The sequence below is a fragment of the Avibacterium paragallinarum genome (genome assembly GCF_900450705.1).
GTDB lineage: Bacteria > Pseudomonadota > Gammaproteobacteria > Enterobacterales > Pasteurellaceae > Avibacterium > Avibacterium paragallinarum.
Map to the genome: position 1 here is coordinate 477,784 of NZ_UGHK01000002.1, position 13,226 is coordinate 491,009.

At 39.4% G+C, this 13,226-nt stretch carries 11 protein-coding genes; 6 read left to right on the forward strand and 5 right to left on the reverse strand.

Annotated elements, in window-relative coordinates; genetic code table 11:
• Positions 1 to 56: 56 nt before the first annotated feature.
• Entirely contained in the window at positions 57 to 767 is a 711-nt protein-coding gene (gene tsaB / locus DXZ23_RS07045) for a tRNA (adenosine(37)-N6)-threonylcarbamoyltransferase complex dimerization subunit type 1 TsaB (protein WP_017806143.1), read from the reverse strand.
• Positions 764 to 2,686, reverse strand: coding sequence for a DNA repair helicase YoaA (gene yoaA, locus DXZ23_RS07050; RefSeq protein ID WP_017806142.1), 1,923 nt, complete (start codon positions 2,684 to 2,686; stop codon positions 764 to 766). The genes tsaB and yoaA overlap by 4 nt, the downstream gene beginning before the upstream one ends.
• A gap of 162 nt (positions 2,687 to 2,848) precedes the next feature.
• Between yoaA and DXZ23_RS07055 the strand changes: the two genes are divergently transcribed.
• Together DXZ23_RS07055 and DXZ23_RS07060 are read left to right on the forward strand one after the other, a co-directional pair.
• Positions 2,849 to 3,337, forward strand: a complete 489-nt coding sequence (locus DXZ23_RS07055) for a TlpA family protein disulfide reductase (RefSeq protein WP_017806141.1) — start codon at positions 2,849 to 2,851, stop codon at positions 3,335 to 3,337.
• Positions 3,337 to 3,651, forward strand: a complete 315-nt coding sequence (locus tag DXZ23_RS07060; protein WP_017806140.1) for a c-type cytochrome — start codon at positions 3,337 to 3,339, stop codon at positions 3,649 to 3,651. The genes DXZ23_RS07055 and DXZ23_RS07060 overlap by 1 nt, the downstream gene beginning before the upstream one ends.
• 51 nt (positions 3,652 to 3,702) lie before the next feature.
• Here DXZ23_RS07060 and nhaA read toward each other — a convergent pair whose 3' ends face one another.
• Positions 3,703 to 4,875, reverse strand: coding sequence for a Na+/H+ antiporter NhaA (gene nhaA / locus DXZ23_RS07065; RefSeq protein WP_026138522.1), 1,173 nt, complete (start codon positions 4,873 to 4,875; stop codon positions 3,703 to 3,705).
• Positions 4,876 to 5,119: 244 nt separating this feature from the next.
• Here nhaA and DXZ23_RS07070 point away from each other — a divergent pair, with 244 nt between their 5' ends.
• The 4 genes from DXZ23_RS07070 (at position 5,120) to DXZ23_RS07085 (ending at position 10,495) form a co-directional block, all read left to right on the forward strand.
• The gene (locus DXZ23_RS07070) at positions 5,120 to 5,770 is read left to right on the forward strand and encodes an IS1595-like element ISHpa1 family transposase (protein WP_017806138.1); all 651 of its coding nucleotides are present in this window, start codon (positions 5,120 to 5,122) and stop codon (positions 5,768 to 5,770) included.
• A 219-nt stretch (positions 5,771 to 5,989) separates the two neighbouring features.
• Complete coding sequence (gene nrdA / locus DXZ23_RS07075; protein WP_021724551.1) at positions 5,990 to 8,260, forward strand: class 1a ribonucleoside-diphosphate reductase subunit alpha; 2,271 nt, start codon at positions 5,990 to 5,992, stop codon at positions 8,258 to 8,260.
• 88 nt (positions 8,261 to 8,348) lie between these two features.
• Positions 8,349 to 9,437: a metallophosphoesterase gene (locus tag DXZ23_RS07080; RefSeq protein ID WP_017806136.1), complete on the forward strand. Its 1,089-nt coding sequence runs from the start codon at positions 8,349 to 8,351 to the stop codon at positions 9,435 to 9,437.
• Positions 9,438 to 9,445: 8 nt separating this feature from the next.
• Positions 9,446 to 10,495: an ABC transporter substrate-binding protein gene (locus DXZ23_RS07085; RefSeq protein WP_017806135.1), complete on the forward strand. Its 1,050-nt coding sequence runs from the start codon at positions 9,446 to 9,448 to the stop codon at positions 10,493 to 10,495.
• A gap of 75 nt (positions 10,496 to 10,570) precedes the next feature.
• On the opposite strand, the gene sohB is transcribed toward DXZ23_RS07085, so the two are convergent.
• On the reverse strand, positions 10,571 to 11,629 hold the full coding sequence (gene sohB, locus DXZ23_RS07090; protein ID WP_017806134.1) for a protease SohB: 1,059 nt from the start codon (positions 11,627 to 11,629) through the stop codon (positions 10,571 to 10,573).
• 235 nt (positions 11,630 to 11,864) lie between these two features.
• Positions 11,865 to 13,204, reverse strand: a protein-coding gene (locus DXZ23_RS07095; protein WP_114995483.1) for an IS3 family transposase whose coding sequence is annotated in 2 segments (ribosomal slippage) — positions 11,865 to 12,754 and positions 12,754 to 13,204 — 1,341 coding nt in all. Because the reading frame shifts where the segments join, the coding sequence is not laid out codon by codon here.
• Positions 13,205 to 13,226: the final 22 nt, after the last annotated feature.

The window sequence follows — 13,226 nt, forward strand, 5'->3', positions numbered from 1 at the left end:
GTGGGGATTTTATCACTCGCGTTGCGATGTGCCAAATCTTGCTTTTTTGTTCTCGGCTATTCCCGCCCTGGGAGTTTTTTCCACGTTACTTCGTTGCGTAAATAAACTGGCTCAATCTCTACCGCACTTATCCATTGTTTTTGCCAATATTGAGGCAAGGCAAGGGGAAGCATTGCACGGGCTGAAGGTAATAAAATCTCGCTCGACTTCGCCCAAGTTAGCCCTTCTAACTGAACATAAGCCTGCCAGCCTGTTCCCACTTTCATTCCATTTTCAACCATTTTAGCTTGCTCTAAGACACGTTCTGGCGAACACACTTGCTCTGCCACCACAGGCTGCCAAGAAAAAAACGTGCCAAAATCTGACCGCACTTTTTCCCCGTGAAGTTGGCTGAAATAGACTTCATTCATTCTTGCGTCAATGGCACAAAGCACCTCCGTTGTGCCGTATTGCTCATAGGCTTGCTGTGCCATTGCGGTGAGGTTAGAAATGGGAATAGCGGGCAAATCCGCCCCCAATGCCAAGCCTTGTGCAATGCCAGCTCCCACTCGCACCCCCGTAAAGCTACCCGGCCCTCGCCCAAACACGAGAGCATCGACTTGCTTGAGCTGAAGCCCCGACTGGCTCAAAATTTCATCAACCATTGGCAAAATGCGTTTTGTGTGGGTGCGTTGTGCCAGTTCGTCTAAATGGGTGATTTCCCCTTTATGCAATAAGGCAACGGAACAAGCTTCCGTTGAAGTATCTAAAGCTAGTAAGGTTGTCATTCTTTTTTCTCAGTTAAAAATTGGATTACAGTATTTAAATCTCGAGTTCGTTTGGCGTTGGGCAAACTTTTCAAAAAAGTTTCGCCGTAAGATCGCATTACTAAACGGCTATCGCAAATAATCACCGCACCGCGATCGGTAACATCGCGAATCAATCGCCCTACCCCTTGTTTTAAAGTGATCACCGCTTCTGGAATTTGGATTTCATTAAAGGGATCTTTGCCTTGCAAACGGCAATCTTCCATACGGGCTTTGAGCAGCGGCTCATCGGGAGCAGTGAAAGGCAATTTATCAATAATCACTAAAGACAATGCCTCGCCTCGCACATCAACACCTTCCCAAAAACTTGATGTCGCCACTAAAACGGCGTGCGATTGGGTAGTGAATTGTTCCAGCAATTTCGTTTTCGCCGTTTCGCCTTGCAACAAAATCGTGAGATTGCTATGTTCACGGAAAAAATCCGCCAGCCCCCGCATCATCACATAAGAGGTACAAAGCACAAAGCAACGCCCCTGATTTCTTTCGATGATCGGCAACAGCATTTTCCCTAGCTGAGTTTGGGTATCCGCACGATTTAATGCAGGCAGATAACGCGGCACACACAGCAAGGCTTGTTCAGGATAATTAAACGGGCTAGGCAAGATTTTCTGTGTCGCCTTTTCAATGCCTAAACGTTGGCAAAAATGCTCAAATGTGCCGCCCACTTCTAAGGTGGCAGACGTAAAAATCCACGCGGCTTCTTTGCTGTTGAGCTGTTCGCCAAATTTATCCGCAACCGTCAAAGGCGTGATGTGCAAGCCAAAGCCTCGCCCCAAGGTTTCATACCAATAACAATAGCCCACCAAATGGCTTTCTTGCAGGCGTTTCAGCATTAATTGGATTGCCCCAATTCGCTCAAAAATGCTATCTAGCGTTTGCGAACGTCCTAACGAGAGCTTCACCACTTCGGCTAAAAATGCCAGCTTTTCTTGCAATAATTCGACATTTTTTTGCACCGCACTTTGCTGATAAAGAGTTCGCCAGTTGCCCCGTTGATTACCCTCACCAAGCAATAAGCGGAAATCTTGCACCAATTTGAGCAAATTATCCGCTGCCACGCCAAGCTGTTTTAAATCTTTCAATTCGGTGCGATAAACAATATTCGCATCTTTGCATAAATCAAAAAATTGGCGAGCGGTGAGAGATTGCCCAAAATATTGGCTTGCAATATCCGCGAGCTGATGGGCTTCGTCAAAAATAATAGCTTGTGCATTAGGAATAAGCTCACCAAAGCCACTTTCTTTCACTGCCATATCGGCGAAAAATAAATGATGGTTCACCACCACAACATCGGCATTTAATGCTTTTTTGCGTGCAGCTGCCACATAGCAATCGCCGTAATTCGGGCAGTCGGAGCCTAAGCAGCTTTCCGTCGTGCTAGTCAGTTGCGGTAAAATGGGGCTATCTTCAGCGATCTCGACACATTCGCTTAAATCCCCCGTTTTGGTGGCATTGTTCCATTTTCGCACCTTGCTAAGATCCGCCAGCACGGAGCGATCACCCAACACGCCTTGTGCAATCACCTGATCCAAGCGTTCAAGGCAAAGATAATTGGATCGCCCTTTAAGCAAGGCGATTTTCCCCGTGTAATTCAAGGCTTTTTTAATGGCAGGCAGATCGCGATTAAACAACTGATCTTGCAGATTTTTTGAGCCCGTGGAAATAATGGTCTTTTTCCCCGCAAGCAACGCAGGCACTAAATAAGCAAAGGTTTTGCCTGTGCCTGTTCCTGCTTCCACCACAAGGGCTTCTTTCGCCGAAATCGCCTGAGCCACAGCCTGTGCCATTTCTAACTGTTCAGCACGCGGACGAAATCCCTTAATATGCTGACTTAGCACGCCCGTTTCCGCAAAGGCGTTAATCACATTTTGGCTATCCATTTATCCCAGTTAAAAAATAAAAATCAAAATTGGGCGTATTCTAACAGAAAAACGCTATACAGTGTTGTACTGGATAGCGTTATTGTTAATTTACAAATCAAAAAATATTGAATGCTATATTCTGTGGTAACATAGCACGTCAATTTTTTTATGGATAACAGAATGCAATTAAGAAATAGTCTAAAACTTGGTTTATTAAGTGCGGTGCTTTTTTTGCTTATTTCTTGTAAAGACCAAACTGCCAACATCGGCAGCCAAGCCCCTGATATTGCTGCTTTTGATTTGCAAGGCAACAAGGTGGAATTAAGCCAATTTACTGGGAAAAAATTGCTCATCAATTTTTGGTCAGAAACCTGTGGCATCTGTATTGTTGAAATGAAATTATTACAGCAATTTTCCCAAAGCTATCCCGAACACTTACAACTTTTAGCCATTAATATTGATGGTGAACGCGGTAACACGCAAGCTGTCGCAGAAAAAAATCAACTCACACTGCCGATTGCCAAAGATCAGCTTAATATCACGGCTGAACGTTATCAGTTAGTTGGCACACCGACATCATTCGTGCTTGATCCTAAAGGAAAAATCCTTTATAAATTCGAGGGCTTAATCCCTGAGGACGAATTACGAAAACTATTTGAGGAAAAATAATGAAAGGTTACGCTTCTACTCTATTTTTTATTGCAGGCTCGCTATTGGCGCTCAACAGCCACGCTAATGAAAGCCTTGAGCATACGCAAAAAATTTTTAATCGCTCTTGTGCAATGTGCCACGGCAAACAAGGGGAAAAATCAGCATTAAATCAATCTGCAATTATCAATAGCTTAAAAACTGAAGAAATTCTCACCGCACTTGAAAAACGTAAGGCGGGGGAGATTGTCGGTGCAGGAAATGCGGCGAAATCTCGTTTAAGTGAAGAAGAAATGAAAGGATTAGCGGAATACATTCCAACATTGAAAAAATAACATTAATGAAAAATCGGGCTACGTTGAATAGCCCGATTTTTTTATCTCATATTATCCCTTAGATTTCGTACAAACTTTTAGTAAGAAATAACCACCTACCGCTGAAATGGCTGAACCAAGTAAAATACCTACTCGAGCAAAGCTTGCCATTTCACTTGCCCCATCGCCACCAAAGGCAAGACCCGCTAAGAACATTGACATAGTAAAACCAATACCGCAGAGCAAGGCAATGGCGAAAATCTGTTTAAAATTAATTCCTTCAGGTAATTTTGCAATACGGAATAATACAGAAAGATAACTAAACAAAAAGACACCCAATGGTTTTCCCAGTAATAGCCCTAAGATCACGCCTAAAGTGAGCGGTGAGCTTAAGGTGTCTAACCCCATTCCTGATAAGGATACCCCAGCATTGGAAAAGGCGAATAACGGTAAAATAAAGAAAGAACACCAAGGGGCTAAAATATGTTCCATATCGTGCAACACTTTTCTGCCGTTTTTGCCTTTGAGCGGAATACTAAAACCGATGATAACGCCAGCAAGCGTGGCGTGTACGCCTGATTTCAACACCGATATCCATAATATTAAACCAACAATGGCATAAGCCCCTAAATTGGAAACCTTAAAGCGATTAAGTAAGATTAATCCAATAATCGCAATGCTAGCGAGAATTAATGCTCGTGTACTCAAATCATGTGAGAAAAATAATGCGATAACAATAATTGCTCCTAAATCATCAATGATCGCCAGTGCAAGTAAAAAGACTTTTAAGGCAAAAGGCACGCGACTACCAAGCAATCCTAGCACGCCTAACGCAAACGCAATATCCGTTGCCATCGGGATTGCCCAACCACCTTGATATTGTGGTGTGTCTTTCGTTATCAACCAGTAAACTAATGCGGGAACAATCATTCCTCCTAGTGCTGCAATCGCGGGAAAAATGGCTTTTTGATAACTTGAAATCGCCCCTGTAAGTAATTCTCTTTTTACTTCTAAACCCACAAGGACAAAAAACACTGCCATAAATCCATCATTGACCCACATAAATAAAGGCTTATTAATTTCTACAATGGAACCAAATTGGATCACGACGGGAGCATCAAGAAAACTAAAATAAAAACGACTTAATGGGGTATTAGCAAGTAATATCGCAAATGCAGCAAAAAACAATAAAAGCATTCCTCCCGCAGCTTCTAGTTTCATAAAATACCGAATATATCGAACCATTAATCTCTCCTAAATAAAATAGTGAACATAAAACACACAATGGATAATTTATTGATGATGAAATATTATCTCTCATTTTTTCTAACATATAAAAGAAAAATGGGTCAATATCAATCACCAAATTTTTTTCAATCATTAAATAATTTTTGATTTTTTATTCAATTTTTAACCCTATTTTTCTACTAAAATATAAGGGGCTGTCCTAGATAACAACTAAAAAATCTATTTAGGTTAGAATGAACCAATGAGAAAAAGTTGTCTAAGTCAGCACAAACAAAATAAACTCATTGAGCTATTTGTTGCAGGTGTTACTGCAAGGACAGCAGCAGAGTTAGTCAATGTAAACAAAACGACTGCCGCATATTACTTTCATCGTTTATGCCAACTCATCTATCAAAACAGCCTTCACTTAGAGATGTTTGAAGGTGAAATTGAAGCCGATGAAAGTTATTTTGGCGGTGCTCGCAAAGGCAAACGTGGTCGTGGTGCGGCAGGGAAAATTGCGGTATTCGGGCTTCTCAAGCGCAATGGCAAGGTTTATACCGTTGCGGTTCCAAATACGCAATCTGCCACCTTGTTACCCATTATTCGGGAGCAGGTAAAGCCTGATAGTATTGTTTACACCGATAATTATCGTAGTTATGACGTGCTTGATGTGAGTGAATTTAGTCATTTTCGTATCAATCACAGCACACATTTTGCTGAAAATCATAACCACATTAACGGAATTGAGAATTTTTGGAGCCAAGCAAAACGCCATTTACGAAAATTTAATGGTATCCCAAAAGCGCATTTTGAGCTTTATTTAAAGGAATGTGAATGGCGTTTTAATTACAGCAACATAAAAAGTCAAATTTCTATTTTAAAACAATTGGTTAAAGGGAGTTTAGTCTAGTTATCTAGGACAGCCCCAAATATAAACATCATAAACAGAAAAATTAGATTTATTATTTTTTCTTATGTATAAAGAACTTATTTTCTGTCAAGATTGAGATGAAAAATAACAGAAAATTTTATACTTGCAGTTTTCCCAATAACCCATTATCTTGTATCCAATTTTCTATAACCTACTAGATATTGTGTTTTAGTACAATACCAACAAATCGGATACTCTATGAATAAAGCGATGATGGTCACCAAACGTGACGGAAAACAAGAACCCATCAATTTAGACAAAATTCACCGAGTGATTACTTGGGCGGCTGAAGGGTTAGATAATGTTTCAGTATCTCAAGTAGAGCTGCGTTCTCACATTCAATTTTATGAAGGTATTCGCACTTCAGATATTCACGAGACTATTATTAAAGCGGCAGCGGATCTCATCAGTAAAGAAACCCCTGATTATCAATATTTAGCGGCTCGCCTTGCAGTATTCCATTTGCGTAAAAAAGCCTATGGACATTTTGATCCACCACGTCTTTACGATCACGTTAAAAAATTGGTCCGTTTAGGGAAATATGATGAAGCCCTTTTAACCGATTATAGCCGTGAAGAATGGGACGAAATGGACGGTTTTTTAGATCACTGGCGTGATATGACTTTCTCTTATGCGGCGGTGAAACAGCTTGAGGGGAAATACCTCGTGCAAAATCGCGTTACCGGCGAAATTTATGAATCCGCACAGTTTTTATATATCTTAGTGGCGGCAAGTTTATTTTCTAACTATCCGAAAGAAACCCGTTTAGATTATGTACGTCGTTTCTATGATGCGACTTCCACATTCAAAATTTCGCTTCCTACGCCAATTATGGCGGGAGTGCGTACGCCTACACGTCAATTTAGTTCCTGTGTGCTAATTGAATGTGGTGATAGTTTAGATTCAATTAATGCTACTGCATCTGCCATTGTGAAATATGTATCGCAACGTGCGGGGATTGGTATTAATGCGGGGGCAATTCGTGCCTTAGGTAGCCCAATTCGTGGCGGTGAAGCATTCCATACGGGCTGTATTCCGTTCTATAAGTATTTCCAAACTGCAGTGAAATCTTGCTCGCAAGGTGGCGTACGTGGTGGTGCGGCGACCGTTTACTACCCGATTTGGCATTTAGAAGTCGAAAGCCTATTGGTATTAAAAAATAACCGTGGCGTGGAAGATAACCGTGTTCGCCATATGGATTACGGTGTACAGCTCAATAAATTAATGTATCAACGCTTAATCAAAGGTGGCGAAATCACCTTGTTTAGCCCTTCTGATGTGCCAGGGTTATATGAAGCGTTCTTTGCTGATCAAGATGAATTTGAACGTCTTTATACCCAATACGAACAAGATCCAAACATTCGCAAACGTAGCGTAAAAGCCGTTGAACTGTTCTCACTATTAATGCAAGAACGTGCTTCAACAGGGCGTATCTATATTCAAAACGTGGATCACTGTAACACACATTCCCCATTTGATCCGAGTGTTGCTCCCGTGCGTCAATCAAACCTTTGTTTAGAAATTGCACTGCCAACAAAACCGCTTTCTCACATTCACGATGAAGAAGGGGAAATTGCTCTTTGTACCCTTTCCGCCTTTAACTTGGGAGCAATTCAACACCTTGATGAGCTGGAGGAACTGGCAGATCTCGCCGTGCGTGCATTAGATGCACTGTTAGATTACCAAGATTACCCTGTTCCTGCGGCAAAACGTAGCTCACTCGCTCGCCGTTCATTAGGTATTGGGGTGATTAACTATGCGTATTATCTCGCGAAAAATGGCGTTCGCTACTCTGATGGCAGTGCCAATGACCTCACTCACCGCACTTTCGAGGCAATTCAATACTATCTTTTGAAAGCCTCAATGAATTTAGCCAAAGAGCTTGGAGCTTGTGAATATTTCAATCAAACCACGTATGCACAAGGCATTTTACCGATTGATACTTACAAGAAAGATGTGGATAGCCTCACCAAAGAGCCATTGCATTACGACTGGGAAACCTTGCGTCAAGAAATCAAAACCATTGGCTTGCGTAACTCCACACTGACAGCCTTAATGCCATCAGAGACCTCATCACAAATTTCTAATGCCACCAATGGTATTGAACCACCACGTGGACACGTGAGTATTAAAGCCTCAAAAGACGGCATTTTACGCCAAGTTGTGCCAGATTATGAAAACTTAAGCGACAATTACGAATTATTATGGGACATTCCAAATAACGATGGCTACTTACATCTGGTTGGGATTATGCAAAAATTCGTTGATCAAGCCATTTCAGCTAACACAAACTACGATCCTCAACGTTTTGAAGACGGCAAAGTGCCAATGAAAGTGCTATTAAAAGATTTATTAACTGCTTATAAATATGGATTAAAAACACTTTACTATCAAAATACTCGCGATGGTGCAGAAGACAGCCAAGAAGATCTTGATGACAGTTGTGCTGGCGGGGCTTGTAAAATTTAGTTTATATATATCAGTAAAATGAGCAAAGTGTAAAGTGCGGTTAAATATAACCGCCTTTTTTACTTATTATTTTATTAAGGATAAAACATTGGAAGTTGATTATTTTCTTATTTTCACGCTTTGTATTATTAGCCTACAATTCTTGATTTTTGTTTTCACAAAAACATTATCTTGGTTGTATGTTAAAAACAGCACACTTTCCTATCGGCTTTTTGTTGCAAGTCTCTACATAAGTATTAATAGCATTTTCTTACTTACCGTATTCCATATTTATCCAATGTTTCGTATTGGTGCATTTATTCTGGTGATACTCCTTTTTTCCTCCTTTAGTAGTCTGCTGTGTAGTGTTGTTTATCTATTATTAAAAAAAACAAAATATGGTATAAAATCATACAACATATTAACTTGGCTATATCCTGTAGGTCTATGTAGCATAATTGGAACCAGCGTTTATAATGCTTATACCCCTGTAGTCATTCACTATGAAATTGAGATAGATAAGCCTTTGTCCCCTTTACGTATCGGTATGGCAAGCGATTTGCATCTAGGACGATTATTTGGTTGTACGCAGTTAGATAAACTTTCTCATATTATGAATAAAGAGAATGTTGATATTATATTACTGCCTGGAGATATTATGGATGACAATATTGATTCTTATATTGCAGAAAATATGTCTTCTCACCTTTCAAAATTAAAAGCTCCTCTTGGTGTTTATGCCACCCTAGGTAACCACGACTTTTTAGGAAAAGAACAAGAGATTTCTCAGGAACTCCGAAAAGTTGGTATTAGGGTTCTAATGGATAATATAGCAAATATTAATAATAGATTTATCCTTATAGGGCGTAATGATAAATTATTCCAAAAGCGGCTAAAAACCGCACAACTTCTTGAAACAGTGAATACTAACTTGCCTATATTTCTGCTTGATCATCGTCCCAATGAAATTCTTGAGCATTCCTTTCTTCCTATTGATATCCAAGTTTCAGGACACGCTCATAAAGGACAAATTTTTCCAGGTAATATTATTACTAAATTATTATATGATTTAGATTACGGCTATAAAAAAATTGGTAAGGGACATTTTTTCGTTACCTCAGGCTATGGTTTTTGGGGCGTTCCTATGCGATTAGGCTCGCAATCCGAAGTATTCATTATTGATGTAAAAGGCAAATAGGAGCAAAAATGAATTTATTAAATAATAAATTGAACAAAATTCTAACCGCACTTTGTTTTGGTATTCCTTTACTCTCCCCCTCACTCGCAAAAGCTGAAGGGAAATTGACGGTTTACTGTAGTGTGCAACATACAACTTGTGAAAAAATCACACAGGCATTTAGTAAAAAATACAATATTAGAACTCAATTTGTACGTAATAGTACTGGGGCAACGTTATCTAGGCTAAAAGCAGAAAAATCTAACCCTCAAGCTGATGTATGGTATGGAGGAACGATTGATCTTCATTACCAAGCCGGTGATTTAGGTTTGCTCACACCATATCGTTCTCCCATGCAAGCTGAGACTATGCCGAACTTTAAAACACTATTAGAAAAAAAAGGTGATCTCACATCGATTATTTATATGCTCGTACTGGGTATAGGGGTCAATACAAAAAAATTTGATGAACTGAATATCAAAGAATACCCAAAATGCTGGAAGGATTTATTAGATCCTCGTTTAAAAGATCAAATCCAGATACCTGATCCTCAACTTTCTGGAACAACTTATACACTAATCAGTACGCTGATCACACTTTGGGGGGAAGACAAAGCTTTTGAGTTTTTAAAACAGCTGGATCACAATGTTTCACAATATTTAAAAAGTAACCAAGTAACGAGCAATCTCGCCCGTGGAGAAAGTGCTGTTACCGTAGGATTCATTCATAGTTACGCTACGGAAAAAGAAAATGGTGCCCCCGTAGAAGCCATTTTGCCTTGCGAAGGAGATAGTTATTCTTTGGGGGGAATGAGTATTATTAGAGGAGCCAGAAACTTGGACAATGCAAAATTATTTGTAGATTGGGCTTTATCCAAAGATGCCCAAGAAATCCCTTGGAAAGAAGCTAAAGTTTACCAAATTCCAACTAACATTTATGCTGAAGCATCCCCTAATTCAATCGATCCAAAAACCTTAAAATTAATGGATATTGATTTTGAACGATTTGGGAATGCAAATGAAGGGAAAAGACTCATTCATAAATGGGTAGAAGAGATTAAATTAAAAAACTCAAACTAACTTCATCAGTATAAAAGCAATATTGGCAGATAATGCATATCTGCCAAGTAAATCTGTTTTCGCACAGAAGCTTTTCTATATTCCTGTTCTCCCAGTTCCTTTAAGACAACGAAGTACGATAGTTTCTATACTTTCTTCCGCTTGCTTACCTAATTTTTGTACCAAAGATTTTTTCACTTTGTATTTCACTGCAAGTACTGTCTTTACCTTAATTGCTTGTAAAATAAGATCATCACTGGTTGTAATCTCATCAATCAAATTTAACTTCAATGCTTGTTGCCCAAACCAATGCTCTCCCGTTGCAATCTGTTCTACATCAATCTGTGGACGATGCTGTACTACAAATTGTTTAAATAATTGATGGGTTTCCTCCAATTCTTTCTGAAATTTCTGCTTACCTTTATCCGTATTCTCCCCTAATAATGTTACGGTGCGTTTATATTCACCGGCTGTCATTACATCTACATCTACATCGTGTTTTTTTAAGAGACGATGAATATTTGGTACTTGTGCCACGACCCCTATCGATCCAATAATGGCAAATGGTGCGGCAATAATTTTATCCGCCACGCACGCCATCATATAACCACCACTCGCAGCCACTTTATCTACCGCTACAGTTAATTTTATCTGATGCTGCTTTAAACGTGCTAATTGTGATGCAGCTAAACCATAACCATGCACAACCCCGCCTGGGCTTTCTAAACAAAGTAAGACTTCATCTTCTGGCTTTGCTACAGCAATAATTGCACTCACTTCTTCGCGAAGAGCCGCGGTTTCTGAAGCTAAAATATCCCCTTTAAAATTCAAAACAAATAAATGCGGTTTCCGTTCATTTCTTGCATCTTTCCCTGTTTTACACTTTTCTTTTTCTGCTTTGGCTTTTTGTTTTTCTTCTTTTTTACGTACCTTTTCCGTATATTTTAATACCTCTTCAGAAAGATGAAAGTCCGCTAATCGTTTCACATTTTTTTGATATTCTTGTGACAAATCTGTAACTACTAACTCCCCTACTTGATGCATTTTTTTCTGCTTAAAGGAAAGTATCACCACTATAAAAGCAATGATTACCAAAAATAATGTCAGTATCTCTAAAATAAATAAACCATAGCCTACCGCTAATTCCGACCACATAATCTGTCCTTATACTTAAATAAAATGGAAGTACGATCATAACGGATTTTTAGCAAAGTGCAATTTTCTACTGATTATTCACAATTAAGAAAAAATCTTTTTCCATCTCTTTTATTTACTAAAAATATATAGGCTCTATAATGCCCCGCATTACGATAAACAAAAATTAAGGTTTTATTATGCAAAAAGTATTAGTTTTAAAATCCAGCATTTGATCTGCCCCCAAAAAGTTAGACTATATTCTAATTTCATTCAAGGACTGAGTTCTGTATTCCACAGGGCTTAGTCCTTTGAGCTTCACTTGAATACGCTCATTGTTGTAGTAATGAATGTACTCGTGAATCACTTTTTCAAGCTGTTCAAAGGTTTCAAACCGCTTGCCAAAGTAACATTCCGTCTTCAATCGCCCGAAAAATCTTTCCATCGCACCATTATCAAGGCAATTGCCTTTTCTCGATATACTTTGCGTAATACCGTATTTTTTCAATATCTCCTGATAACCCATCATTTGATACTGCCATCCTTGGTCGGAATGCAGTATCGGTTTTTCCCCCGCTAATCGGTTCACCGCCTGGGTCAACATTCTGGTTATCTGCTCAAAATTCGGACTTCTCGCCACATCATAAGCAATAATTTCGTTATTAAACAAGTCTTTAATCGGCGATAAATACACTTTGCCTTCCGCATATTTGAACTCGGTGATATCCGTTACCCACTTCTCATTCGGCATCGTTGCCGTAAAATCCCGTTGCAACAGATTATCGGCAATGTGTCCCACTTTGCCTTGGTAAGAACGATATTTTTTCTGCTTACTTTTTCCTTTTAACCCCAAACGTTGCATTATCGCTTGCCCCCTTTTGTGGTTGATAATCAAGTATTTCCTTAATTCCAAGGTAATTCGACGATAACCATAATTTTCGTCATTTTTGCGATAAATTTCCTCTATTTTCTGTGAAATCGCTACATTTTTATCCGACTTTGGCTTGAGATGATAAAAGAACGAACTGCGTGCCAATCCGATTAGCCTGAGTAACAATTCCAACGGGAAACGCGAGCGTAAGGCATTTACGATGACGGCTTTTTCTGCATTTTTTGTTGGTTGAGTTCCTGCAACTTTTTTAGCATTGCATTCTCCGCTTCTAATTCCAAAATTCGGTAACGCAAGCGTTCTTCTTCTGTTTTGGGCGTTGGTGGCATTTTAGGTGAGTTGAGTTTCATACTTGGACGACCTTTAGGTTTGAGTAATAACCCATCTATACCTTGTTTTTCAAAGCGTTGCAACCATTGACTAATTATCCCTGAACTGGGGATATCAAAGCGAAAGCAGGCGGCTTCAGCGGAGCACTGGCCTTTTTTGATAGCTTGAATAACCTTTAATTTAAACTCAACAGAATAACATCGTTTTTTACCTAATACAGCTAATCCATTGATTCCATTATGATTAAATTTCGCAATCCAACGTGCTAACGTGCTTTGGGGAAGCTGAAAATACTGGCGAGTAAGCGAACGGTTTTTTCCATTTTGATGATAAAAGTCGAGCACTTGTTGTTTGAAACGTTGAGTATATTTAGTCATAAAAAATCTGCACCTTAATCAG

What these genes read in the sequence shown, in the direction of transcription:
- DXZ23_RS07085 (WP_017806135.1), top strand. Translation starts at nt 9,446, where the DNA reads ATGAATTTATTAAATAATAAATTGAACAAAATTCTAACCGCACTTTGT.
- sohB (WP_017806134.1), bottom strand. Translation starts at nt 11,629, where the DNA reads ATGTGGTCGGAATTAGCGGTAGGCTATGGTTTATTTATTTTAGAGATA.
- DXZ23_RS07055 (WP_017806141.1), top strand. Translation starts at nt 2,849, where the DNA reads ATGCAATTAAGAAATAGTCTAAAACTTGGTTTATTAAGTGCGGTGCTT.
- nhaA (WP_026138522.1), bottom strand. Translation starts at nt 4,875, where the DNA reads ATGGTTCGATATATTCGGTATTTTATGAAACTAGAAGCTGCGGGAGGA.
- yoaA (WP_017806142.1), bottom strand. Translation starts at nt 2,686, where the DNA reads ATGGATAGCCAAAATGTGATTAACGCCTTTGCGGAAACGGGCGTGCTA.
- tsaB (WP_017806143.1), bottom strand. Translation starts at nt 767, where the DNA reads ATGACAACCTTACTAGCTTTAGATACTTCAACGGAAGCTTGTTCCGTT.
- nrdA (WP_021724551.1), top strand. Translation starts at nt 5,990, where the DNA reads ATGAATAAAGCGATGATGGTCACCAAACGTGACGGAAAACAAGAACCC.
- DXZ23_RS07060 (WP_017806140.1), top strand. Translation starts at nt 3,337, where the DNA reads ATGAAAGGTTACGCTTCTACTCTATTTTTTATTGCAGGCTCGCTATTG.
- DXZ23_RS07070 (WP_017806138.1), top strand. Translation starts at nt 5,120, where the DNA reads ATGAGAAAAAGTTGTCTAAGTCAGCACAAACAAAATAAACTCATTGAG.